The sequence below is a fragment of the Tamaricihabitans halophyticus genome (genome assembly GCF_004340875.1).
Taxonomy (GTDB): domain Bacteria; phylum Actinomycetota; class Actinomycetes; order Mycobacteriales; family Pseudonocardiaceae; genus Tamaricihabitans; species Tamaricihabitans halophyticus.
Genome location: NZ_SLXQ01000002.1, coordinates 387,159 through 411,401, shown reverse-complemented (window position 1 = coordinate 411,401; position 24,243 = coordinate 387,159). Strand labels below are relative to the sequence as shown.

Below are 24,243 nucleotides of genomic sequence, written 5' to 3'. Positions count from 1 at the left end.
TGTCAATCCCGCAAGTGGGCGGCGGCCGGCCGGCCCAACCGAACTGGCAGACTCGATATGTGACCGATACGCACGCCGACACCGACCCGTACCGCTGGCTCGAGGACGTCACCGGCGACACCTCGCTCGACTGGGTCCGCGCCCGCAATGCCGAGTCCACCGAGGAACTCACGCACAACGAACGCTTCGAGCGGCTTCGCGATGACATCCGTGCGGTGCTCGACGCGGACGACCGCATCCCGTACGTGCGCCGGCGCGGCGACTATCTCTACAACTTCTGGCGGGACGCCGACCACCCCCGTGGCCTCTGGCGCCGCACGACTCTCGACGAGTACCGCAAGGACCAGCCGGACTGGCAGGTGCTGATCGATGTGGACGCGCTCGCCGAGCAGGAAGGCGAGAACTGGGTGTGGCAGGGCGCGACGGTACTGCGGCCCAGCTTCCGCCGCTGCCTCGTGGAACTGTCCAGGGGTGGCGCTGACGCCAGCGTCGTTCGCGAGTTCGATATGGACACTCGAACCTTCGTACCGGACGGATTCCAGCTACCCGAAGCGAAAAGCTCGGTGAGCTGGATCGACGAGGATCGCATCTTCGTGGGCACGGACTTCGGCGAGGGTTCCCGCACCAACTCCGGGTATCCCAGGATCGCCAAGGAATGGCGACGCGGCACGCCACTCGCCGAGGCGCAGACCCTTTTCGAGGGAAAGCCCGAAGATGTCGCGGTATTCGCGATGCACGATTCGACGCCCGGATACCAGCGCGACTTCGTGCGCCGTGCGCTTGACTTCCACAACGATGAGAACTACCTGCGCGAGCCTGGCGGTGAACTCGTCCGCATCGACGTGCCCACCGATGCGGACATTGACGTGCATCGGGAATGGCTGCTGATCCGCACCCGCGCGCCATGGTCTGTGCAGGGCACGGACTACCCGGCCGGCGTGCTGCTCGCGGCCAGAGTCGTCGACTACCTCGCTGGCGGCCGTGACCTCACCGTGCTCTTCGAGCCCGATGCGCATACCTCATTGGACGGTCACGTGTGGACGCGGAACCATCTGGTGCTGAGCCTGCTTTCCGATGTACAGAGCCGGATGAAGGTACTCACCCCGTCTGATGACGGGTGGTCACAGGAACCGCTAGGCGGAGTGGACGAGCACGCCAGCGCCACGATAATCGGCACCGATCCGGACAACAGTGACGAATACCTGCTCAATATCAGCGGTTTCACCACACCAGCCGAGCTCCGGTACGGACATATCGGCGGCGCGACCGAAACGCTCAAACGCGCACCGGCGGCCTTCGACGCCACCGGGATCGCGGTCCGCCAGTACTTCGCCGAATCCGCGGACGGGACCAAGGTTCCCTACTTTGTCGTCGGCAAGGAGCACGGCGCCGGACCGACCCTGCTCACCGGCTACGGCGGGTTCGAAATCGCGCTCACCCCTTCCTATAGCGGGGTGATCGGCAGTGGCTGGCTCGCCAACGGCGGCACCTACGTCATCGCCAATATCCGCGGCGGCGGAGAGTACGGCCCGCAATGGCATACCAGCGCGTTGCGGGAGAACCGGCCACGCGCGTACGCCGACTTCGCGGCCGTGGCCGATGATCTGGTACGACGTGGGATCAGCACGCCGGAGCAGCTCGGCATCCAGGGCGGCAGCAATGGCGGCTTGCTGATGGGCGTCATGTTGACCAGCTACCCGGAGCGGTTCGGCGCGATCGTCTGCCAGGTGCCGCTGCTGGATATGCGCCGCTATCACCAGTTGCTTGCCGGCGCGTCCTGGATGGCCGAGTACGGCGACCCGGATGACGAGGCGGACTGGGCATTTCTACGCGAGTACTCACCATATCACAATGCGCGACCGGACCGGTCGTATCCGCCAACCCTGTTCGTCACGTCCACACGGGACGACCGGGTTCATCCGGGACATGCCCGCAAGATGGTGGCGTTGCTGCGTGCCCAAGGCCATCCGGTCGAGTACTACGAGAATATCGAAGGTGGCCACGGGGCGGCCGCGGACAACGCGCAGCTCGCGTTCAAATGGGCGCTGGCCTTCGAGTTCCTCTGGCGAACACTGTCCGACTGAGGCAGCTCGCGGTCGACGTCAGCTGGGCGATTCGAGGAGTTCGTCGGCAAGTCTGCGGAGGTACCCAGCGAACCGGCTGGCATCGGCCGGCTCCCAGCCGGCCACGAGATTATCGAAGGTCTCCTGCTGCCAGCGGTATGCGGCGGCCAGCAGCTCCCTACCGGTTTCGGTCAGGCGCACGCCGATCCGCCGCGCATCCGAGGCCGAGGCTTGCCTGTGTACGTACCCGGCCGCGGCTGCCGCGCTGACCATCCTGCTCGCCACGGAACGATCCACGCCAAGCTGATGCGCGACCTCGGGCACGGCCACCTCGACGTCCCGGCCGTACGCGGCCGAATGCACCGCCTCGACCACATGCACATGCGCGACTTCCGCGGCACCAGCCGCATCGACCGCGACCTGACTGGCCCAGCGACGCGCCCAGAACCGCACTAACCGAAACAGTTCTGGCCCACCGCCCGGCTCCGCACCGGTCGCGTCGACCGTACGTTCACCTGCCATAGCACCATCATGACAGGTTGACCTGTGCAAAATGCATAGATAATCTGTGGGATATGCACATTTATCCGCCGGGCGACCGCTCATGACGACTTTCGTGCTGGTCCATGCCCGCTGGCATGGCGCGTGGTGCTGGGAACGCGTCGTGCCGTCGCTTCGGGATGCCGGGCATACGGTGCACACCCCGGACCGCGCCTCCTTCAATGAGTTGCTTGCCCTGCTCAAACAGTGCGCGGAACCGGTCGTACTGGTCGGCCACAGCTCGTCCGGGATGGTGATATCGAAACTGGCCCAGCTGCGGCCCGATCTGGTGCACCTGCTGGTCTACGTCAGCGCGTTCTTGTTGCCCAACGGGACAGTGCCACCCGAGTTCGCCGGCCAGGCGCTGACCAGCCGGATCGTCGAGGACGCTGAGACGAACACGATGACGGTGCGCGATCCGGAGTCCGTGCTGTTCAACCGATGCGGCGCCGAGGACGCGAGCTGGGCGGCGGAGAGACTGGTTCCCGAACCTGCCGGCCCGCCTTCCGCGGCCGAAGCGGGCCCGGATGTCGCGCAGAGCAATGGCCGGTTCGGCTCGGTCGCCAGGGCCTATGTGGAGTGCTTGCACGATCGGGCACTCGAGCTGGCCGCGCAGCGTATGATGCACGCGATGCTGCCCTGCCTTGCCGTCTACCAACTCGAAGCCGACCACTCCCCTTTCCTGTCCACACCACAAGAGCTGGCCAACTGCCTGCTCGCGGCGGTCGGTCTGCGCGATCGGCTGTCCAAGGGAATCGGCATACCCGGGTAGCGCGGGCGCGGCCACTTACGGGAAGCAGGATGACCGAGACCAGCGACGGCCAGTCGGACCGGTTTACCGACCCGCTGGTCCGGTTATGGCGGTATGCCGACCGGATACTGGTGCGGTGCCCGAAATGCGCCGGCTGCGCTTCGGTACTCCCTGAGCCGACCACGACGGCACGGCCCGGGCCTTCCAACCCGCACCGCAGGCTTAGTTGTCTGGGCTGTGGCCACACCGCCGGTTGGACCGCGCCGCGGCACGACAACTACTGGATCGTGCCGGAGCTGAACGGGCCCGATGATCCATACTTCGGGCTGCCATTGTGGCTGCGCGCGGAGTGCTGCGGCGGGAACGTTCTGTGGGCGTACAACGCCGAGCATCTCGCGCTACTCGAGTCCTATCTGGCCGCGCGACTACGGGAACGCGGCGCCTATCGCGGTTCGATGAGCCTCGTTGAACGACTGCCGGCCTGGTTGAAATCCGCAAAGCACCGCACGGAAGCCCTGCGTACGATTCGCCGGTTGCGCACCACGCTGCCCGCAGACTGACCGAGAAGCCGTCGCATTCTGTCCAGAACGGACCCCAAGGAACTCGGCAGGTCAGGGTGGACGCCGGCTGGTTTACCGGCGCCCACCCTAAAACCTGCTGCTATCAGCTGCAGCCCGAGGTGGCGCCACAGCCCTCACAGGCGTAGCAGGAACCCGCTGGGCGCATCTTGGTGCCACAGGTCATGCACAGTGGCGCATCGGCGGCTTTGCCGAGCCGGAGCTCGAGCAACTCGGTCGAACTGCCAACCTCCTGATCGTCCCCAGCCGACTCGGCCGACGAGATCTCCTTGCTCGGCGTGGCATCGACCGAACCGCGCAGCCCATCAATGTCTACAGCGGACTGTTCGGTGGAGTAGTCCTCCGCCACCTGCGCGGTACGTTCCGCGGCGGTGAAAATGCCGAGCTGGGCCCGCTTCTCGTACGGCAGGTAGTCCAACGCGAGTCGCCGGAACAGGTAGTCCAGCACGCTGGTCGCCATCCGAACGTCTGGGTCGTCAGTCATCCCAGCCGGTTCGAAACGCAGGTTCTGGAACTTCGAAACGTAGAACTCCAGCGGGATGCCGTACTGCAGACCGACCGAAATGGACATCGAGAAGGCGTCCATCACGCCAGAGAGCGTGGATCCCTGCTTACCCAGCTTGACGAAGACCTCACCGAGGCCGTCGTCCGGGTATTCGCCGGCGTGCAGATAGCCTTCCGCGCCACCAACGGTGAAGGAGATGGTCTGGCTCGGCCGCTTCTTGGGCAGCCGCTTACGCACCGGCCGGTACTCCACGACCTTCTCCGGCTCGTCCGAACCGCTCTTGTGTACCGAAAGCGGCTGGCCGACCTTGCAGTTGTCCCGGTAGATGGCCAGAGCCTTGAGCCCGAGCTTCCAGCCCTCGAAGTAGATCTCCTCAACATCTTCGATGGTCGCGGCTTCCGGCATGTTCACGGTCTTGGAGATGGCACCGGAAAGGAACGGCTGTACGGCGGCCATCATCCGCACGTGACCCATCGGCGCGATCGACCGCTCGCCCATCGCGCAGTCGAACACCTCGTAGTGCTCGGGGCGCAGCCCGGGCGCGTCGACCACGTGACCGTGCTCGGCGATGTACTCGACGATGGCCTCGACGGACTCCTCCACGTAACCCAGGTTCCGCAGGGCCCGCGGGATCGTCTGGTTCACGATCTGCATCGAACCGCCGCCGACCAGCTTCTTGAATTTCACCAGGGAGAAGTCTGGCTCGATACCGGTGGTATCGCAGTCCATCATGAACCCGATGGTTCCGGTCGGGGCGAGCACGCTGGCCTGCGCGTTGCGCCAGCCGTGCTGCTCGCCGATCCGCAACCCCTCGTGCCACTGCTCACTCGCGGCGGTGAGCACCGCGCGCTCATCCGGGTTGACCACACGCACCGAGTCGTTGGCGGCGGCGTGCTTGCGCATCACGCGCTTGTGCCCCTCCTCATTGCGGGCATAGCCGTCGTACGCACCGACGGCGGCGGCGAGTTCGGCGGACCTGCGGTACGCGGTGCCGGTCATCAGTGAGGTGATCGCCGCGGCCAGCGAGCGCCCGCTGTCCGAGTCATAACCACGCGCGGTGGCCATCAGCAGCGCGCCAAGGTTCGCGTAGCCGATACCCAGCTGCCGGAACCGCCGGGTGGTGTCGCCGATCGGCTCGGTCGGGAAGTCCGCGAAGCAGATCGAGATGTCCATCGCGGTGATCACCAACTCCACCGCCTTGACGAACTTCGCGCTGTCGAAACTGCTGTCGTCACGCAGGAACTTCAGCAGGTTCAGCGATGCGAGGTTGCAGGACGAGTTGTCCAGACTCATGTACTCCGAGCACGGGTTCGACGCGGTGATCCGACCTGTCTCCGGGTTGGTGTGCCAGTCGTTGATCGTGTCGTCGTACTGCAGCCCGGGGTCCGCGCACTCCCAAGCGGCCTTGGCCATCTTCTGGAAGAGCGATTTGGCGTCCACCGTGTCCACGGGCTCGCCGGTGGTCCTGGACCGCAGCCCGAACTCGGACCGGCGCTCGACCGCGCGCATGAACTCATCGGAGACCCGCACCGAGTTGTTCGCGTTCTGGTACTGGACCGAGGTGATGTCCCGACCACCGAGGTCCATATCGAAGCCGCCATCCCGCAGGATGCGGATCTTCTCCTCTTCCTTCGCCTTGGTCTCGATGAACTCCTCGACGTCCGGGTGATCCACATCCAGGACGACCATCTTCGCGGCGCGCCGGGTGGCACCACCGGATTTGATCGTCCCCGCGGACGCGTCCGCGCCGCGCATGAACGAGACCGGACCGGATGCCGTGCCGCCGGAGGAAAGCAGTTCCTTGGAGGACCGGATGCGGGACAGGTTCAGCCCGGCACCGGAGCCGCCCTTGAAGATCAGCCCCTCTTCCTTGTACCAGTTGAGGATCGATTCCATGGTGTCGTCCACCGACAGGATGAAGCAGGCGCTGACCTGCTGCGGCGAACTGGTTCCCACGTTGAACCACACCGGCGAGTTGAAGCTGAAGTACTGGTGCAGCAACATCCAGGTGAGTTCGTGCTGGAACACCTCGGCGTCCGCATCGGTGGCGAAGTAGCCGTGCAGCGTCCCCGCGCGCACGTAGCTGTTCACCACCCTGTCGATCAGCTGACGCAGGCTACTCTCCCGCTGCGCGGTTCCGACGGCGCCGCGAAAGTACTTGCTGGTCACGATGTTGACCGCGTTCACGGACCAGAAATCCGGGAACTCCACGCCGCGCTGTTCGAAGTTGACCGAACCGTCCCGCCAGTTGGTCATCACGACGTCGCGGTGCTCCCAGGTCACCTCGTCGTAGGGATGCACGCCTTCGGTGGTGAACACGCGCTCCACCCGCAGGCCCCGGCGGGCCGTCCCGCCTTCACCCACCGCGGCATCGCCGCTCTCGTCCCCTGACGCGGTGTTCGCCGCGGCCCCGACGGTCTCGGTCATGACCCTTCTCTCCCTCACTTGTTTCGACTTCCCCCGCAAGAAAGCCCTACTACTTGTCACTCGCACTCACTTCGCCGTCCCGAACTCGCCCCATCAACCAGCTACCGCCACGACCACGCGCTGCCCGTACCGTGCGGCCGAGTTACCCCGCCGGATCCCGCTCGGTCGCCTTACGCAACTCCGCGATCTCCTTCTCGAAGTCCTCCACGGAGGAAAACGCCCGGTAGACGCTCGCAAACCGGAGGTAGGCGACTTCGTCGAGCTCGCGAAGCGGTCCCAGGATGGCAAGGCCAACCTCGTGTGCCGGTATCTCCGCGACACCCGCGGCTCGGACGGTTTCCTCCACCCGATGGGCCAACTGCTGAACATCATCGTCGTCCACCGGACGACCCTGGCAGGCGCGCTGGACTCCCCGAACGACCTTGTCCCTACTGAACGGCTCGGTCACGCCGGATCGTTTCACCACCGCGAGCACACCTTGCTCGACCGTCGTGAACCGCCGACTGCAGGCCGAACACGATCGCCGGCGACGAATCGCCTGACCATCCTCGACTTCCCTGGAGTCGACGACTCGCGAGTCGGTGTTCCGACAGAACGGACATCGCATCGTAAGACTCCTACTTTCTCGACTAGCCACCCCCGCCGCACGGGCGCCGCACGGGAGTTACCCGGCAACCACACCATCACGTTCCGCTACGAACATGCGCACCGATACTGGCTGACGGTCCATCCGCGTCCGCACCGCCGCCGCCCGCCACGGCGTCGTCGTCACGGGTTAACGATCACGGCCACTGATCAAACTGTTGATCAAGTTGTGGACTACCGGTGGATGCCCTGTGGACAGCTACCTTCGATCCTAACCCAACCTGTGGACTAACGACAGCGATGTAACTACTAGATGTTGGGGTAGACGTTAGGCCGCTGACCAAGGAATCGCAAGCGACACGAGCGAGTGAAACAGCTCGTGGTCGCGCTACAGATACCTCAGCCGGACTCGATGCCGAGGTCAACGCGAACCCCATCACCGATCGTGTTCACCCGAGCGGGCAAAGTCGTAAAACGTGTCGCGGCGCGTCGGGTCCGCTTTACCCGACTCGCCCGGATTCTGGCGGGCGACGCCACGCTCGCGCCCAGCCGCGGGCGGCGCGGACCCGACGTCGAGCGCGGTACGCGCTACCGTCAGTTGATCTCGGTGCCGCCGGCCTGATCCGGTACGGTCAGCACGTCTCCGGCATGCACCTTGGTGCCGGACATCTCATTGAGTTGTTGAATACGCGCCACAACCTCGTTCGGGTCGCTATCCGCGGCGTACCGGTCGGCGACCTGCCAGAGCGTCTCGCCGGGGGCGACCGAGACAACGGTGGTGCGCTCCGGAACCGGCGGGCTCATCCCGTCAGCGAGCGCGCCGAAGCCCAGCACCCCGAGAAACACCGCGACACCGAGCGCCAGGAGCGCTGGCCACCTGCGCGCCGGTACCCGCGCCTGGCAACCGTTCGACCGGACCGACCTTGGCGCTTCAACCCCGCGTGGCGGCCGCGACCTCGCCGGCACGCGTTCGAGCACCCGACGCCCGTTTCGCTGCCCGGGAAGAGCTCGCGGCGCCGGAGTTCGCGGACGGGGAGGACGATTTCGAACGGCCGGATGCTCGACGATCACACCGGCCCCGCCTCGTGAGTGCCGCTCCCCGCGCTCCCTCAGCACCCCAGAGACCCCAGGAGCCCCAGACGCCCCAGGAATCCCAGACACCCCAGACGCCTCCGGCATCTCCGGCACGTTTGCCGTGTCGTTCGCGAGTACCGACATCGCCTCGCTCCCTTCGCTGCTTCGAACAGTAGTTCGATCGAACGTCCGTGCGATTTTGTACCACTTCGCCCCGACAAAATCGAGTCCCGCCCGGCGTGTCTCTCGAACAGGTGTTTGATCTCGCCGATCTCGCGGGTTACCGTCTACCTCGACAAACGAGTCGCGAACCGGGTAATTGACCATCCCGTTTCAGCGCGTCGAACACATCGCCGTGGATCTCCGCGCAACTTGACTCAGGTCGCGCGATAATCGAACACACGGACCGCACGAGCATGGCCGGCACCGGAGGAACGCAGTGACGAACAACGACGACAAGCCCGACGACGCGGGCCCGCGAAACTCGCGCGCCGGACGTCCCCGGAAAGGCACCGTGACGGGTTTTCCCGGGCTCGACGACGCCGTGGACGCGGCCGGACTCACCCCGCGCCAGCGGCATGTGCTGGAGGTCATCCGCGCCCATGTGGACCGGTTCGGCTACCCACCGAGCGTGCGCGAGATCGGCGACTCCGTCGGCCTGACCTCCACCTCGTCGGTATCGCACCAGCTTCGCGCCCTGGAACAGAAGGGTTTCCTGCGACGCGACCCGAACCGGCCGCGTGCCGTTGGCGTGCTGCCGCCGGAGGACGAACCGGGCAAGCGGCGTAAGAAGGCCCGGCAGGTGATCCCGATCAGCTCCGCGGCCAGTGAGGTCGACGCGCGGCCCACCGGTCCGGCACACAGTTCCGAGGCGGAACCGAACGAGAGCCTGCCCGCTCCGACTTATGTGCCCATCCTGGGGCGGATCGCCGCCGGTGGCCCGATTCTCGCCCAACAGGCGGTCGAGGACGTGTTCCCGATGCCAAAGGAACTCGTCGGTGACGGATCGCTGTTCATGCTGAACGTCAGCGGTGATTCGATGGTGGACGCGGCGATCACCGATGGCGACTGGGTCGTTGTCCGCCAACAGGAGGACGCGGAAAACGGCGATATCGTCGCCGCGATGATCGACGGCGAGGCCACCGTCAAGACGCTCAAGCGCAAGGACGGCCACGTCTGGCTGATCCCGCACAACGAGTCCTACGAACCGATTCCCGGTGACGACGCGACGGTGCTCGGCAAGGTCGTGGCGGTACTGCGTCGGCTATAGAGCCGGCTACCGAGTCGGCCAGTAGCCGCGCTGCTGGGCTCAGCGAGAACGCCGGCGCCACCGCCCGAAACCAACGGCAAGCAGCAGCGCGATCCCGATGGCGATCAGCAGCGCGGGTCCGGTCGCCAGCCCGGAATCATCACTTCGGGCGGCCGCATCCCCCTCCGGGCCAGTACCGCCGGTTTCGCGCTGCTCCGCGCCGGAACGGCTGGCCGACGTAGCCGCCTTGCCGGCCAGCTCCTCCGCCGCTTCGACCGCCCGAAGCGGCTGGTTGGTGCCTTCCGACGCGGAAAGCAGCGCGCCGTCCGGCTCGAACGCGATCGCCTCGCCCTGCTGCTCGTTCGGCAGCGGAACCCGAACGGGATCTCGCGCCAGTGCGGCGAGCACATCACCGTCCGGCGCGGGATACAGGTAGGCGTCGGTGTAGGTGCGTAGCGCCACCACCCGACCATCCGCGCTCACCGCGCCGCCGGTGACGGTCACCGAGCCGATCACGCGCGAGATCGGCCCACCCGGCGTACTCGTCGGCGTGAACTGCACCGAGCCGACCCGCTCGAGCGGAGTGGGCCCAGGGCTGGTCAGCTCTTCGGCCGGGCGGTAGATACCGGAGCTGCCCAGCCCCGACTTGGTGACGATGTACGGCACACCGTCCGCGCCGAGCAGCAGCGCCTCGGCATCGTGCGCCCGGTCCGGATACGTCAGCCGGTAGAGCGTGGCCGAACCGTCCTGGCCGAGTTCGTGCAGGGCTACGGTCTCGCGCACCTTCCGGTTGTCCCCGGTATCGGCCAGCCACAGCGTGCCATCGGTGGCCAGCGCCAGATCCTCGACGTCGTAGGGATTGGTGTCGTTGGTGATCACGTCCTGCACGGCGCAGTCCCGACCGAGGACATACACCTCCAGCCGGGAACCGCCGTCGTTGACGGCATACCATCGCTGGTCATCGGCGGCCAGCCCGGAAACCTCATCCAGCCGGGGGTCCGAGACGACGCACCGGTCGACCGGTTCGGGCACCTCGTTCGCCGTTGCCGACGCTACCCCCGGGCAGACCAGCGCGGTCAGCCCCAGGAGCACAGCCGCGATGGCGGCTCGTCTCACCCGGCCGTGCCGTTTGTGGTGAAACCGGCGAGCACACCAGCCAGGTCGGGGCGTACCCGGGCGCTGAGCATGGTGCCATCGGCGGTATGCCGTTCGGAAAGCACTTCACCTTCCCGGTGCACCCTGGCCACCAAGGCTCCGCTGGCATACGGCAGCAGTGCCTCGACCAGCACGTCCGGTCGGGGCAACCGATCGGCGATGGCCTCAATCAGGTCAGCCACACCAGTCCCGGTACGCGCCGATACGACGATCGCTTCCGGGAACACGTGTCGTAGCCTGGCCAGCTCCAACTCGTCCACCGCGTCGGCCTTGTTCACCACGAGCAGCTCCGGCGGCAGAGTCTCGTCCCGGCCCTCGGTGATCTCCCCGAGCACTTCGCGTACCGCTTCGACCTGTGCTTCGGGCAGTGCGTCCGCGGCATCCACGACGTGCAGCAACACATCCGCGGCTACCGCTTCCTCCAATGTGGACCGAAATGCGTCCACGAGCTGGTGCGGCAGATGCCGGACGAAGCCGACCGTATCGGTCAGGGTGTAGTCCCTGCCGTCCGGTGTCACACCGCGCCGAGTGGTCGGATCCAGGGTGGCGAACAGGGCGTCCTGGACCAGAACACCGGCCCCGGTGATCGCGTTCAGCAGGCTCGATTTACCCGCGTTGGTATAGCCCACGATGGCCACACTCGGAACCTCGTTGGCCAGCCGGCGATCCCGCTTGGTCCGCCGCACGGTGTCCATCCCCACGACTTCCTTGCGCAGTTTCGCGATCCGCTTGTGGATCCGCCGGCGATCGATCTCCAGTTTCGTTTCACCTGGACCGCGCAACCCGACACCGCCGCCAGCACCGCCAGCGCGCCCACCGGCCTGCCGGGAGAGGGCCGAACCCCAACCACGCAGCCGCGGCATCAGGTACTGCAACTGGGCCAGCTCAACCTGCGCCTTGCCTTCGCGGGACCGTGCGTGCTGGGCGAAGATATCCAGGATCAGCGCGGTCCGGTCGATCACCTTGACCTTGAGCTTTTCCTCCAGTTGGCGCAGCTGGCCAGCGGAGAGTTCACCATCGCAGATCACCGTATCGGCGCCGTTCGCGCGCACGGTGTCAGCCAGCTCGCGCACCTTGCCCGAGCCGATGTAGGTAGCCGGATCCGGCCGGTCGCGCCGCTGGATCAGGCCTTCCAACACCTCCGAGCCAGCCGTCTCGGCGAGCCGACCAAGCTCGGCGAGCGAGGCATCGGCCTGCTCGACCGTGCCACTGGTCCATACCCCGACCAGCACGACCCGTTCCAGCCGCAGCTGGCGGTACTCGACCTCGGAAATATCCGCGAGCTCTGTGGACAGGCCGACGACCCTGCGCAGCGCCGCCCGTTCGGTCAGCGCCAACTCGCCATCCGAGATGTCCTCGGCCATGGCGGTTACCCCGTCGCCGGCAAGGCCCTCGGGAGAACCCTGGCCCTGGAAACCCTGCCCCTGGGAACCCCGGCTCCGCGCACCCTGCCCGATCAGCTCGTCATCACGTATCAAATCTGTCATCCTGCCCCTATTGTCCCACGTTTCCTCGGTTACGCCGAGCGCTTTACCCGCTCGGGTAGAGCGCGACGTAAACCCCGAGCCGGTCACCGTCCGGATCGCGCTCGCGGAACTCCTCAACCAACGCGGTCAACCGGGTATGAAATTCCTCCCGGTCCTGCCGGCGTAGCGAAAGGGCCAGCCGTACCTGGTCAACTTCGGTCAGGCCGAGATCGGCGACCTCACCGAGATAGGCGGCGAGAATCGCCTCCCGCGCGGAAAGCTCGGCGAGGCGTTCCGCGGGCGTGCCATCGGTGCCGACGCCGATGTGCCTGCTCGCCATTGTCGCCCGGTAGGGAATCTCCCGCGCGCCCCTTGCGCCCCTACGCGCCCGCTGTGCCGTGAGAAAACCGGCCGCGACCAGTTTGCGGATATGGTGCAGTGTGGTCGCCGGATCCTTGCCGAGCCGCACCGCGATCTCCTTGTTCGTTAACCCGCGCTGGTGGGTCAACCGAAGAATCCGCAGTCGCACGGCCGAGGCGAGCGCCTTCGTTTCCAACTCCGTTGCTCGTCGTCCAGTCACCCATGCAGGCTACGACCGCGCCCGAACACGACCGGTCGACACACCTCGAACTCACCCAAAATCGATACTCGGCTGCAGTGATCATCCGTAATACGGGATGCTGCACATATGTCCGAATCGCCAGCGCCGGTAGCGCTGACCCGCCATGCCGGGTTCCTACGGTTCTGGGCCGGCGATACGGCAAGCCAGTTCGGCACCTACACGGTGCAGGCCGTGCTGCCGCTGCTGGCGATCGGCTCGCTCGGTGCCAGCGCGTTCGAACTGGGCCTGCTGAACGCGGCGAGCACGTTCGCGTTCCTGCTGATCGGCTTGCCGGTCGGCGCCTGGCTGGATCGGCTGCGCCGGCGGCCCGTCATGATCATCGCTGATCTCAGCCGAGGGCTGCTGCTGCTGAGCGTCCCGGTGGCCGCCTGGTTCGATGCGCTCAGCATGACCCAGTTGCTGATCGTCGCGCTGCTGGTCGGCGCGGGTACGGTGTTCTTCGATATCGCCGCCCAGCCGTACCTGGCCAACCTGATCCACCGCCAGCAGCTGCCGGACGGCTTCGCGAAACTCGAATCCACCCGCTCGATCTCCGAGATGAGTGCCCCCGCGATGGGTGGCTGGCTGATCCAGTTCGCCGGCGCCGCGAACGCCGTGCTGAGCACCTGCGTCGGCTATTTCGCCTCGGTACTGTTCCTGTTCCGCATCAAGCACGTCGAAACCGTGCCCGAACGTCAGCACACGGGCCGGTTGCGCACCGAGATCGTGGAAGGCCTGCGATTCGTCTTCACCCACCCGACGATCCGCCCGCTCGTCGCGACCGGTGCCACGGCCAACCTCTTCGAGTCGATGCTCGGCGCGCTGCTCGCGCTCTACCTGGTTCAGGAACTCGGTCTTTCCGCTGGCGTTGTTGGTTTGGTACTCGCCAGCGGTGGCCTTGGTTCGCTGCTCGGTGCGCTCACGGCGAGCTGGTGGATGCGCACCTTCGGCCAGGTCCGCACGATGTGGCTGGTCCTGGTTACCGTGCAGCCGCTGATGCTGCTGCTACCGCTGGCTCAACCGGAGATCGGTGTCGCGCTGGCGTTCGTCGGCTATATCGCGCTGATCTACGCGGTGGTCGTGTACGACATCGCGCAGGTCAGTTACCGGCAGATGATCTGCCCGGACCGGTTACGCGGGCGGATGACGGCAACCATGCGGTTCGTCATCTGGGGCGTACTGCCGATCGGCGCGCTACTCGGCGGTGTGGTTGGCGAATGGCTGGGCGTACGACCGGCAATCTGGATCTCGACCGGCGGGTCGATCCTGTCGGTGCTGTGGGTACTGTGCTCACCACTGCGCCGGATGCGTGACGTACCGGCCGACGCCACGCCGGAGCCGCCGTCTACACCCGACCCGCGCTAGACCGGTTCGGCGGCCGAGCGCCACCAGCTCTCGTCCAGCTCACCACGCGCCACGAGTTCGGCTGGTCCGGTCAGCGTGCTGGCTCCGATCATGATTCGCACGGATACCCGGCCACCAGGCACGAGCACATCGGCCGTACCCACCCCGTTGCTGTTCTCCTTGCGGGCTATGTAGACCTTCGCCGCGGCCACCGTGCCGGTACCGCAGGACCGCGTCTCGCCCACGCCGCGTTCGTAGACCCGCATCCGCAGCACGTCCTCGGACACGACGTTCACGAATTCGAAGTTCGCGCCATCCGGGAAGTCCTCGGGTTCGTACGCCGGCTCGGCGGAAAGATCGATCCCCGCCACCGGCTGTTCCACAATGGACACCGCGTGCTGGTTGCCCACGTTCACGCTCATCGCGTCGTACTCGGTTTCCCCCACCCGTACCGCGGCGTGCCCGTTCCGGTGCGGCGAGCCCATATCCACGGTCACCGTGTCATCCGGATTGAACACCACACCGCGCGCGCCCGCGCGAGTACCAAGCACGAACTCGCTACCCTCGACCAACCCAGCTTCGCGGAGATAGCGCGCGTACACCCGCACGCCGTTCCCGCACATCTCGGCGATCGACCCATCCGCGTTGCGGTAGTCCATGAACCACATATTGCGGTCCACGATGGATTCCACATCCGGCGCTTCGGTCGGCATCGCACCGGCGCGGGTCACGCGCAGCACGCCGTCCGCGCCGATCCCCCGCCGACGGTCACACAGTGCCCGTACCCGTTCCTCGGTCAACTCCAGCTTGCCTTCTGGATCGGGCAGCACGACGAAGTCGTTCTGCGTGCCATGTCCCTTGAGGAACTCGATTCCGCCCACGTCTTCCAGCCTAATCGTCGGTCTCGCGCCGCCACTGCCGAATCACTCGCTCGGCCAATCCGCGCTCCGCGCCGGGCAGCCAACTGATCCGCTTGTCCCTGCGGAACCAGGACCGCTGTCGCCGCACGAATCGCCGGGTTGCCCGCGCGGTCTCGCGCTCGGCCTCCGCCATATCGTATGTGCCGTCCAACGCGGCGAGCACCTGCTGGTACCCCAGTGCGCGGGCGGCGGTACGCCCCTGGCGCAGGCCGACGTCCACCAGCGCACGCACCTCGTCCACCAGCCCGGTCTCGAACATCAGCCGAGCCCGCTCATCGACTCGGGCGTCGAGCTCGGCGGGATCCCTGTCCACCCCGAACAGCACGGTGCCGTAGCGGGCAGGGCCCGGCTTCGGCAGATTCGCGGAGAACGGCGCACCGGTCAGCTCGATCACCTCGAGCGCCCGGACGATCCGCCGCGAGTTGGACGGCAGGATCGCGGTCGCCGCCGCCGGGTCGAGCGCGGCCAACCGCTCGTGCAGTACGGCCGGTCCCAGCTCGGCGGCCTCGGCGTCCAACCGGGCCCGGACCACCGGATCGGTACCTGGAAACCGCAGCTCATCGAGTACGGCCTGGACATAGAGACCCGAGCCGCCCACCAGCACCGGAACGACCCCGGCGGTCCGCAGCCGGGTGATAACCGCTCGCGCGTCCCGCTGGTATGCGGCCACCGTCGCCGATTCGGTAACCTCGAGCACGTCCAACAAATGGTGCGGTATGCCGCGCTGCTCGGCGGTGGTCACCTTCGCCGTGCCGATGTTCATCCCGCGATACAACTGCATCGCGTCGGCGTTGATCACCTCACCGCCGATGGTCTCGGCGACCGAGATGGCGAGTTCGGATTTGCCGGTCGCGGTGGGGCCGACAATCGCGATCGGACGGACACCGGCGGGCGTGCTCACGCCCGGTGAGGTTACCGGCTTACAGTGGGCTACCCATCGAGCGCCCTGAACTGTTTGAATGCGCGCAGGTATCCGCGAGGCGGAGCACCATGCGAGGAGGAACCGGCGATGACCGACAAGGGCACCCGCCCACACAGCGAACCATCCGGCGAGGGAAAACGGGCAGTTCCACAAGCACCGCCCGTGCCGTCCGCCGAATCCACACCGGAGGTGTGGGGCCGGGTCGATGCCGATGGCACGGTCTACGTCCGAACCCCGAAGATGGACACCCCGGATGGCGAGATCCCCGAAGGTGAGCGGGTCGTCGGTTCCTGGCAGGCGGGCTCGCCGACGGAAGGGTTGCTGCACTTCGCGCGCCGGTTCGACGACCTGCGCACCGAGGTCGAGTTGCTCGAATCGCGGCTGAATTCCGGCGCTGGTGATCCAAAACAGGCGATGACCAGCGCGAAACACCTGCGGGACGGACTTGCCGATGCCGCCGTCGTCGGCGACCTCGCCGCGCTGTCCGCGCGAATCGAACATGTGATCGCCCATGCCGAGCGGTCGATGGACGAGGCCAAGAAGGCAAAAGAGGTGGAACGGTCGCAGGCCGTGCGGCACAAAGAGGCCCTGGTCGCCGAGGCGGAACAGCTCGCGGCCGAATCCACCCAGTGGAAGACCGCGGGGGATCGGCTACGCGCCATCCTGGACGAGTGGAAGACCGTCCGCGGGGTGGACCGGAAAACCGACGACGCGTTGTGGAAGCGCTTCTCCAAGGCGCGGGAGTCGTTCAACCGTCGGCGTGGCTCGCATTTCGCCGAACTGGACAAGCAGCGGGCGGTGGCCAAACAACGCAAGGAGGAGCTTCTCGCCGAGGCCGAAGGGCTCGTCGACTCCACCGACTGGGGTGCCACGGCAACCAGGTACAAGCAGCTCATGGCCGACTGGAAGGCGGCTGGCCGCGCCCCGAAGGATACCGACGAGGCGCTGTGGCAACGGTTCCGCGCCGCGCAGGATTCCTTCTTCAAACGGCGTTCGGACGTTTTCAGTGAGCGTGACGCGGAGTTCGCGGACAACGCCAAGCTGAAGGAGGAACTGCTCGCGGAGGCGGACAAGATCGATCCCGCCGCCGATATCGAAGCGGCGAAAGCCCAGCTACACCGGATCCAGGAGCGCTGGGACGGTATCGGGAAGGTTCCGAAGGAACGGATCAGGGAACTCGAGGGCCGGCTCAAGGCGGTTGAGGACAAGGTCCGCTCGGCGGCCAACGCGCAGTGGCGGCGGACCGATCCGGAGGCGCAGGCGCGCGCGGCGCAGTTCCGGGAGCGCGTCGAGCAGTTCGAGTCTCAGGCGGAGAAGGCCCGCGCCGCGGGTGATCGCAAACGTGCCGAGCAGGCGGAAGCTCAGGCGGCGCAGTGGCGCGAGTGGTTGGAGGCCGCGGAGAACGCGGTCGCCAACCGCTGAGCCCGCGGCTACCCGGCCGCACGCCTGGCCACGGCCCGCGATCAGGGACGCGACCAGGCCATCCGGAACCACTGCACGGCAAGTACGACCATCGCGACCGCCGAAATGATCATGCCGAACTCCGGCCCGGTGGCGGCGACGTCCCTGCCGACCATGGACTGCTGCGACCAGATCGCGAGCAGCCCATCGACCGAGGCAAACCAACCGCCGATCGCACAGACCCAGCACAGCGCCCACCGCCGGGTGATCAGGGTGGCTATTGAGCCGAGCACGCCGATGCCGATCGCCGTGCCGGCGAACAGCCGAGGGATGGCTTCCTCGCCATTGAGCAGAACCTGCCAGCCGGTCTGGCCATCCATCCAGGGCAACACGATCCCGATGAGCAGAACGAACACCGCACCAGCGATCACCATCGCGCGGTTGCCGAACTCGACGGTCCGAACGGCGCGCCGTTCGGCGGAGTCCACCTCCTCGCGTAGCTCGTCCATCTCGGCCAGGTCAACGCCCGACCGGTTCGCCGACTCCTCGCTCATCACACGCCACATCCTTCCGCAACGACAGGTTGCGCATCGGGTACTCCAAAGGCCGGCAGGCCCAGGCTCACCCCAGCGGTCTTCGGTCGAACACCGTCCTCGGTGTGATCACCCGCGCGGGTACGTCGATGTGCCCGCAACTCACCATCCGCGACGAGGTGGTGCGGTGCGGCGTAGCTGATCACGGCATGCACCACGTCCCCGGGCCGAACGGCGCGGTCCACGGCGGCACCCTCGGGGTTGAAATGGACCAGCCGGCCATCCCGTGCCCGCCCGCTCATCCGGTTGCTTCGCTGGTCCTTCCGCCCTTCACCCGCGGCGACGAGGATCTCCACCTCCCGGCCAACCTGTTTCTTGTTCTCCGCCCAGGACACCTCGTTCTGCACCTCGATCAGCCGCTCGAACCGCTCCTGGACGACCTCCTTCGGCAGCTGGTCCGGCAGCTCGGCTGCCGGCGTACCCGGACGCTTGGAGTACTGGAAGGTGAACGCGCTGGAAAACCGCGCCGCGCGGACCACGTCCAGGGTGTCCTGAAAATCCGCTTCGGTCTCACCGGGAAAGCCGACGATGATATCGGTGGTGATCGCGGCATCCGGTAGCGATTCGCGAACCTTGTCCAGTATCTCCAGATACCGCCGCGAGCGGTAGGAACGCCGCATCGCCTTGAGGACCCGGTCCGAACCGGACTGCAGCGGCATGTGCAGCTGCGGGCATACGTTCGGTGTTTCGGCCATCGCGGCGATCACGTCATCGGTGAAGTCCTTCGGGTGCGGCGAGGTGAAGCGCACCCGCTCGAGGCCGTCGACCTCGCCGCATGCCCGCAGCAACTTGGAGAAGGCCAGCCGGTCGCCGAACTCCACACCATAAGAATTGACGTTCTGCCCCAGTAGGGTTACCTCAAGGACTCCTTCTGTGACCAGCGCCTCCACCTCGGCGAGCACTTCGCCTGGGCGCCGGTCACGTTCCTTACCGCGCAGCGAGGGAACGATGCAGAAGGTGCAGGTGTTGTTGCAGCCGACGGAGATCGACACCCAACCCGAGTAGGCCGAATCGCGCCTGGCTGGCAACGTCGAGGGGAATGTCTCCAGCGACTCCAGGATCTCGACCTCGGCCTCGGCATTGTGCCGGGCCCGCTCGAGCAGCGTGGGAAGCGAACCGATGTTGTGCGTACCGAACACCACATCCACCCAGGGCGCGCGCTTGACGATCTCGCCACGGTCCTTCTGCGCAAGGCAGCCGCCGACCGCGATCTGCATATCCGGATTGGCGTCCTTGCTCGGCCGCAGGTGGCCAAGGTTGCCGTACAGCTTGTTGTCCGCGTTCTCTCGAACCGCGCAGGTGTTGAACACGACGACATCGGCCGCGGCACCCTCGGACGCCGGCGCATAACCGGCGTCCTCAAGTAGTCCGGCCAGCCGTTCCGAGTCGTGCACGTTCATCTGGCAACCGAAGGTACGGATCTGGTAACTGCGCGTCACTCGAGCTCCTGACAGGCATTTCGTGTTCGCTACCCCAGGGTAGAACCCGGTACTCGACCGGTTGGTACCCGGCGTGCTTTGGCTCCCGGCCATGACTACAGTGACGAGCCACCTGCCCCACCCGTTTGGAGTAACAAGTCGGTGCCGCTAGGTTGTCATTCGGTGAATTCCGACCCCAACCTAGGACGCATCGTGTTAGATCCGCCTGGGAAACAGCATGGTTACGGGGCTTGGCTAACGCGCACCATCCGTACAACGATCAGAACGCAGACTGACACAGCCGTCCTGGAGGGCCGATGACCGCAGCAGAGGGCTCGCTGCCTACGCCGCCGATGATTCGCATGGCCGGCGTCGACAAGTACTTTGGGCAGCTGCACGTGCTGCGCGATATCAACATCGAGGTTCCCAGCGGGCAGGTAGTCGTGGTGCTCGGCCCATCGGGGTCAGGTAAATCGACCCTGTGCCGGGCGATCAACCGGCTCGAGCCGATCAATTCGGGCACCATCGAGGTGGATGGCAAGCCGCTGCCAGCCGAGGGCAAGGCGCTTGCCGGTCTCCGCGCCGATGTCGGCATGGTGTTCCAGCAGTTCAATCTGTTCTCGCATAAGACCATCGTGGATAACGTCACGCTCGCGCCGGTCAAGGTGCGTAAGCAGTCGGCGGCCGAGGCCAAGAAGGCCGCGATGGCGCTGCTCGACCGAGTGGGGATCGCCAACCAGGCGGAGAAGTACCCCGCGCAACTGTCCGGCGGTCAACAGCAGCGTGCCGCCATCGCCCGCGCGCTTGCGATGCAGCCGAAGGTGATGCTGTTCGACGAGCCGACCTCGGCGCTCGACCCGGAAATGGTCCAGGAAGTGCTGGACACGATGGCCGGGCTGGCCAAGGACGGTATGACGATGCTCGTGGTAACCCACGAGATGGGCTTCGCCCGCAGGGCCGCGCACCGAGTGGTGTTCATGGCTGACGGGGAGATCGTGGAGGACTCGACCCCGAACGAGTTCTTCACGGCGCCGAAGTCCGACCGGGCAAAGGACTTCCTGGGCAAGATCCTGACCCATTGAGTTCGGCCCACTGAGTTCCGGTTACGGCGCCAACCGCGCCGTCCGATCAAAGAGCAGGAGAAGAGCACGATGAAGGTTCGGTCCCTGGCAGTCGGGCTGCTCGTCGGCGGTCTCGTGTTGTCGGCATGCGGCAAGGAAGGCGACGCCCCGGAAGGGGGCGGCGGCTCAGCACCCGACGAGGCGGCGCTGCCGACCTACGAGGTCGCCCAGAACGTCGAGATCGCCAACTCGCCGACGTTCAAGGATATGCAGTCCCGTGGCGACAACAAGCTCGTGATGGGCGTCAAAGACGACCAGCCGGGACTCGGTTACAAGGACCCGAGGACCAACGAGTACTCGGGCTTTGACATCGAGATCGGCCGGATGGTCGCCGCAGCGATGGGTTACAAGGCCAATCAGATCGAGTACAAGCCGGTTCCTTCCGAGGCACGGGAACAGGCGATCATCAACGGTGACGTGGATTTCTACGTCGGCACCTACACGATGAGCGATGAGCGCAAGCAACAGGTCGGCTTCGCTGGTCCGTACTTCGAGGCCGGCCAGGGGCTACTCGTCCGCAGCGACGAGGAAGAGATCAAGGGCAAGGACACGCTCAAGGGCAAGAAGGTCTGCTCGGCGACCGGCTCCACCCCGATCCAGAACGTGCGCGAGCAGAAGCTGACCGAGAACTCCAACATCGTCGAGTTCCAGGGCTACTCGCAGTGCGTGGACAAGCTGCTTGGCAACGAGGTGGACGCGGTTACCACCGATGACGCGATCCTGGCCGGCTACGCCGCCGAGGACCCCGAGGAGATGAAGCTCGTTGGGGACACCTTCTCCGAGGAGCCCTACGGCATCGGCCTCGCGAAGGAAGACAAGGCCCTGCGCGATTTCGTGAACGATGAGCTGGAAACCTCCATCGAGGAGGGGACCTGGCAGGAGATCTACGACGCCACCCTGGGCAAGTCGGGCGCGAAGGCAGAGACACCGAAGATCGATCGGTACTGATCACCCTGGGACGGTGGCCGGCTGGACACGTTCCACCCGGCCACCGTCATAGGTCAGTACGCGGGGAAGGCTCGATGGACGTTCTATTCGACAACCTGGACGTATTCGCGAACGGTTTCTACACGACGATTCAACTGTTCGTGGTGTCCGGAATCGGCTCGCTGATCTTGGGTACGGCGCTGGCGATGCTCCGGGTCAGCCCGGTGCCGGTGTTTCGCTCGGCGGGCACGCTCTATGTGACGATCGTGCGCAACACGCCGTTGACCCTGGTCTTCCTGTTCTTCGCGTTCGCCTACCCGCGGCTGGACATGGTCGATCTCTCGTTCTTCATGACGGCATGTGTGGCGCTGACCGTCTATACCTCGGCATTCATCTGCGAGGTGGTCCGTTCGGGAATCAACACCGTCCCTGTCGGACAGGCCGAGGCGGCACGCGCGCTAGGCCTCGGCTTCGGGCAGGTACTCGGCACGATCGTGCTACCGCAGGCGTTCCGCTCGGTGCTGCCACCGATGATGAGCATGTTGATCGCGCTACTGAAGAACACCACGATCGCCGCTGGTTTCTCGGTGGCCGAGGCCGGACAGATCCGCTCGATTCTCAGTGAGCGTGGTGAGAACCAGCTGCTTACCCTGATCTTCGTGGCGGTCGGCTTCATCCTCCTCGTCATGATCCTGACTTCCGTACAGCGGACCCTCGAGAAGCGTTGGAGTGTGGCGCGATGAGCAGCGTGCTGTACGACGCGCCTGGCCCGAAAGCCAAGGCGCGCCACCGGATGCTGGCGGTGCTCGGCATCCTCGCCCTTGCCGGGGCGCTTGGCTATGTCGGATACAAGTTCTACGAGAGCGGCGAGTTCGTACCGTCCAAATGGGAATGGCTGCAGTACGAGCAGATCCAGATCGACCTGGCGAAGGCCGTTCTGGCAACCCTGCAGGCGTTCGCGTCCGGCGCTGTTCTCGCACTGGTCTTCGGCGCGATCTTCGCGATCGCGCGCCTGTCCGACCATGTCTGGATTCGTGCCTTCGCAACGGTGATCGTCGAGTTCTTCCGCGCGATCCCGCTGCTGGTCATGATCTTCCTGTTCTACTTCGGACTGCCCGTCGCCGGCGTGGAGATGACGCCGTATCTCGCGGTCGTGCTCGGGCTGATGCTCTACAACGGCTCGGTGCTTGCCGAGGTCTTCCGCGCGGGTGTGCTCGCCCTACCCAAGGGACAGCAGGAAGCCGCCTATGCGCTCGGCATGCGCAAAACGCAGGTCATGGTCACGGTGCTGCTGCCGCAGGCCATCCGGTCGATGATGCCGACGATCATCAGCCAGCTGGTGGTGCTGCTCAAGGACACCGCGCTCGGCTTCCTGATCACCTACCAGGAACTTCTGTACTACGCGCGCAACCTGGGCTCGCAGGGTGTCTTCGATCGTCCGATCGTGCCGACCACGATCGTCATCGCGGCGATCTACATCGTGCTGTGCCTGTTGCTCACCTGGCTGGCCAACTACCTGGACAAGCGGCAGAACCGGAGCAAGAAGCACATCGACCTGGACGACGACAAGAAGCCGGACGCCACGCTGGCCGACGCCCGCTGACGGGCCAGCTAGCTGGCCGGCCACGGCACCCCGGTCAGTTCCGCGGAGACCTGCCAGACGCGCGCCGCCTGCTCGTGGCCGCGTAGCCGCGAGTAGAGCTTCTGCTCGCCCGGCGGGCCACCCATGTGTCCGAGTCCGCGTGGCCCGTAGAACCCGCCACGGCTTGCCACCGGAGACGTCGCGGCGTACAGGGCGGGTAACTGCGCGGTGTGTACGGTGCCGACGAGGATGCCACGCGCGGACAGCGCTCTGATCAGACGCACGCTTCTGGTGTCCGTATCGCGGCCGACCTCGGGGCGGGCGGCAAGCAGGCCGGTCGGCGCGACCCCGGGATGGGCGAGATTGCTCGTGATCCCCCAGCCATTGGCCTGGCTGCGTCGGTCGAGTTCCAGGCCGAAGAGCCCGAGGGCGATCTTCGACTGGCTGTAGGCCCTCCTACCCTCGTAGGAACGCTCCCAGTTCAGGTCGTCCCAGTTGATCGCGCCCTGGTTCGCCGCGACGCTGACTTGCGAGGTCACCCGCGCCTGGCCAGCACGCAACAGTGGCAGCAGGTGGGCGACCAGGGCGACATGGCCAAGGTGATTGGTGCCGAACTGCAGCTCGAAGCCGTCGGCGGTCACCTGTCGCTCGGGCGGGGTCATCACGCCGGCGTTGTTGATCAGGATGTTGATCGGCTGTCCCTCGGCGAGCAGCGTCTCGCCGAGGGACGCGACGGAGACGAGCGAAGACAGATCGAGCTCGCGCAGCGCGACTTTCGCGTTGGGTACCGTCTGCCGGATCGTGCCGATCGCCGCCTCCCCCTTGCGTGGATTGCGCACCGGCAGCAGCACTTCGGCCCCCGCGGCCGCGAGTCGCGTGGCGAGGCCGAGCCCGATCCCGTCGCTTGCTCCGGTAATCAGCGCGCGTCCACCGGACAGGTCCGGGACCGTGCAGTCGATGATCGTGCGTGGCATCTGTCCACTCCTGGGTTTCGAGCTCGTGCGGCTATAGTGCTCCTCCA

At 66.0% G+C, this 24,243-nt stretch carries 22 protein-coding genes; 10 read left to right on the top strand and 12 right to left on the bottom strand.

Translation table 11 applies throughout. From position 1 onward, the window contains the following. The first annotated feature begins 59 nt into the window (after positions 1-59). A complete protein-coding gene (locus EV191_RS09495; RefSeq protein ID WP_243658846.1) occupies positions 60-2,084 on the top strand; it encodes a prolyl oligopeptidase family serine peptidase in 2,025 nt (674 codons plus the stop codon). An 18-nt stretch (positions 2,085-2,102) separates the two neighbouring features. On the opposite strand, the gene EV191_RS09490 is transcribed toward EV191_RS09495, so the two are convergent. Continuing rightward, positions 2,103-2,585 carry a MarR family winged helix-turn-helix transcriptional regulator gene (locus EV191_RS09490; RefSeq protein ID WP_132876542.1) on the bottom strand — a complete coding sequence of 161 codons (483 nt, stop codon included), beginning with the start codon at positions 2,583-2,585 and terminating at the stop codon, positions 2,103-2,105. Positions 2,586-2,667: 82 nt separating this feature from the next. Between EV191_RS09490 and EV191_RS09485 the strand changes: the two genes are divergently transcribed. Both EV191_RS09485 and EV191_RS09480 read left to right on the top strand, forming a co-directional pair. Further along, a complete protein-coding gene (locus EV191_RS09485) occupies positions 2,668-3,375 on the top strand; it encodes an alpha/beta fold hydrolase (RefSeq protein WP_132876541.1) in 708 nt (235 codons plus the stop codon). A 29-nt stretch (positions 3,376-3,404) separates the two neighbouring features. Then, on the top strand, positions 3,405-3,914 hold the full coding sequence (locus tag EV191_RS09480) for a TFIIB-type zinc ribbon-containing protein (protein WP_132876540.1): 510 nt from the start codon (positions 3,405-3,407) through the stop codon (positions 3,912-3,914). A gap of 103 nt (positions 3,915-4,017) precedes the next feature. On the opposite strand, the gene EV191_RS09475 is transcribed toward EV191_RS09480, so the two are convergent. From EV191_RS09475 to EV191_RS30065, 3 genes are all read right to left on the bottom strand, one after another. Further along, positions 4,018-6,864, bottom strand: a complete 2,847-nt coding sequence (locus EV191_RS09475; protein ID WP_132876539.1) for a vitamin B12-dependent ribonucleotide reductase — start codon at positions 6,862-6,864, stop codon at positions 4,018-4,020. Between the two features lie 142 nt (positions 6,865-7,006). Beyond that, positions 7,007-7,471, bottom strand: a complete 465-nt coding sequence (gene nrdR / locus EV191_RS09470) for a transcriptional regulator NrdR (RefSeq protein WP_132876538.1) — start codon at positions 7,469-7,471, stop codon at positions 7,007-7,009. Positions 7,472-8,043: 572 nt separating this feature from the next. Beyond that, positions 8,044-8,415: a LysM peptidoglycan-binding domain-containing protein gene (locus EV191_RS30065; RefSeq protein ID WP_165912889.1), complete on the bottom strand. Its 372-nt coding sequence runs from the start codon at positions 8,413-8,415 to the stop codon at positions 8,044-8,046. A 622-nt stretch (positions 8,416-9,037) separates the two neighbouring features. Between EV191_RS30065 and lexA the strand changes: the two genes are divergently transcribed. Next, positions 9,038-9,793 carry a transcriptional repressor LexA gene (gene lexA, locus EV191_RS09460; protein WP_132876732.1) on the top strand — a complete coding sequence of 252 codons (756 nt, stop codon included), beginning with the start codon at positions 9,038-9,040 and terminating at the stop codon, positions 9,791-9,793. A 39-nt stretch (positions 9,794-9,832) separates the two neighbouring features. Here the strand turns inward: lexA and EV191_RS09455 are convergent, their stop codons facing one another. The 3 genes from EV191_RS09455 to EV191_RS09445 form a co-directional block, all read right to left on the bottom strand. Then, complete coding sequence (locus EV191_RS09455) at positions 9,833-10,888, bottom strand: esterase-like activity of phytase family protein (protein ID WP_243658845.1); 1,056 nt, start codon at positions 10,886-10,888, stop codon at positions 9,833-9,835. After that, a complete protein-coding gene (gene hflX / locus EV191_RS09450) occupies positions 10,885-12,291 on the bottom strand; it encodes a GTPase HflX (RefSeq protein ID WP_132876731.1) in 1,407 nt (468 codons plus the stop codon). Before hflX ends, EV191_RS09455 begins: the two co-directional genes overlap by 4 nt. A 166-nt stretch (positions 12,292-12,457) precedes the next feature. Next, positions 12,458-12,973, bottom strand: coding sequence for a winged helix-turn-helix domain-containing protein (locus EV191_RS09445; protein ID WP_132876535.1), 516 nt, complete (start codon positions 12,971-12,973; stop codon positions 12,458-12,460). Positions 12,974-13,081: 108 nt separating this feature from the next. Between EV191_RS09445 and EV191_RS09440 the strand changes: the two genes are divergently transcribed. Then, entirely contained in the window at positions 13,082-14,359 is a 1,278-nt protein-coding gene (locus EV191_RS09440; protein ID WP_132876534.1) for an MFS transporter, read from the top strand. On the opposite strand, the gene dapF is transcribed toward EV191_RS09440, so the two are convergent. Together dapF and miaA are read right to left on the bottom strand one after the other, a co-directional pair. Beyond that, complete coding sequence (gene dapF / locus EV191_RS09435; RefSeq protein WP_132876533.1) at positions 14,356-15,219, bottom strand: diaminopimelate epimerase; 864 nt, start codon at positions 15,217-15,219, stop codon at positions 14,356-14,358. The two genes, EV191_RS09440 and dapF, sit on opposite strands and share 4 nt — an antisense overlap. 10 nt (positions 15,220-15,229) lie before the next feature. Further along, on the bottom strand, positions 15,230-16,159 hold the full coding sequence (gene miaA, locus EV191_RS09430; RefSeq protein ID WP_207894469.1) for a tRNA (adenosine(37)-N6)-dimethylallyltransferase MiaA: 930 nt from the start codon (positions 16,157-16,159) through the stop codon (positions 15,230-15,232). Positions 16,160-16,267: 108 nt separating this feature from the next. Between miaA and EV191_RS09425 the strand changes: the two genes are divergently transcribed. After that, complete coding sequence (locus tag EV191_RS09425) at positions 16,268-17,602, top strand: DUF349 domain-containing protein (protein ID WP_132876532.1); 1,335 nt, start codon at positions 16,268-16,270, stop codon at positions 17,600-17,602. 41 nt (positions 17,603-17,643) lie between these two features. On the opposite strand, the gene EV191_RS09420 is transcribed toward EV191_RS09425, so the two are convergent. Continuing rightward, positions 17,644-18,135, bottom strand: coding sequence for an Rv2732c family membrane protein (locus tag EV191_RS09420; RefSeq protein ID WP_132876531.1), 492 nt, complete (start codon positions 18,133-18,135; stop codon positions 17,644-17,646). After that, complete coding sequence (gene miaB / locus EV191_RS09415; protein ID WP_207894468.1) at positions 18,135-19,613, bottom strand: tRNA (N6-isopentenyl adenosine(37)-C2)-methylthiotransferase MiaB; 1,479 nt, start codon at positions 19,611-19,613, stop codon at positions 18,135-18,137. Before miaB ends, EV191_RS09420 begins: the two co-directional genes overlap by 1 nt. Before the next feature lie 332 nt (positions 19,614-19,945). On the opposite strand from miaB, the gene EV191_RS09410 reads away from it, so the two are divergent. The 4 genes from EV191_RS09410 to EV191_RS09395 all read left to right on the top strand — a co-directional run bounded on the left by EV191_RS09410 (position 19,946) and on the right by EV191_RS09395 (position 23,243). Then, positions 19,946-20,674 (top strand): amino acid ABC transporter ATP-binding protein, encoded by a 729-nt coding sequence (locus tag EV191_RS09410; RefSeq protein WP_132876729.1) that lies wholly within the window; start codon positions 19,946-19,948, stop codon positions 20,672-20,674. 69 nt (positions 20,675-20,743) lie between these two features. Beyond that, the gene (locus EV191_RS09405) at positions 20,744-21,661 is read left to right on the top strand and encodes a glutamate ABC transporter substrate-binding protein (protein WP_132876529.1); all 918 of its coding nucleotides are present in this window, start codon (positions 20,744-20,746) and stop codon (positions 21,659-21,661) included. A gap of 74 nt (positions 21,662-21,735) precedes the next feature. Further along, a complete protein-coding gene (locus EV191_RS09400; protein ID WP_132876528.1) occupies positions 21,736-22,383 on the top strand; it encodes an amino acid ABC transporter permease in 648 nt (215 codons plus the stop codon). Then, positions 22,380-23,243: an amino acid ABC transporter permease gene (locus tag EV191_RS09395; RefSeq protein ID WP_132876527.1), complete on the top strand. Its 864-nt coding sequence runs from the start codon at positions 22,380-22,382 to the stop codon at positions 23,241-23,243. Before EV191_RS09400 ends, EV191_RS09395 begins: the two co-directional genes overlap by 4 nt. 8 nt (positions 23,244-23,251) lie before the next feature. On the opposite strand, the gene EV191_RS09390 is transcribed toward EV191_RS09395, so the two are convergent. Further along, positions 23,252-24,196, bottom strand: a complete 945-nt coding sequence (locus EV191_RS09390; RefSeq protein WP_132876526.1) for an SDR family oxidoreductase — start codon at positions 24,194-24,196, stop codon at positions 23,252-23,254. Positions 24,197-24,243: the final 47 nt, after the last annotated feature.